Annotated in this window: 1 pseudogene; it reads right to left on the bottom strand. The window is 45.0% G+C overall.

The annotated features are described in order from the left end of the window. Positions 1 to 251, bottom strand: a pseudogene (locus AAEZ02_RS23095) (alanine dehydrogenase); the annotation flags it as partial.

Genomic DNA, 251 nt, shown 5'->3' with positions numbered 1-251 from the left:
GTGCGTATGGGACTGTGACATTTGTTAAAGCAACTGTCGATGTTCTCGGAACCGCTCCGGGCATATTGGCAACAGCATAATGTAAAATGCCATGCTTTTCATAAGTAGGCTGATCATGTGTTGTGATATGATCGATTGTTTCCACAATCCCGCCTTGGTCAATGGCTACATCGACAATGACAGAACCAGGCTTCATTTGTTTCACCATTTCTTCTGTGACAAGGGTTGGAGCTTTAGCACCTGGGATGAGA

Source organism: Shewanella sp. T24-MNA-CIBAN-0130, from assembly GCF_040310185.1.
GTDB classification, from domain to species: Bacteria; Pseudomonadota; Gammaproteobacteria; order Enterobacterales; family Shewanellaceae; genus Shewanella; species Shewanella psychromarinicola.
Note: the sequence above shows the minus strand (reverse complement) of the source record. Positions and strands in the feature narration are given on the sequence as shown.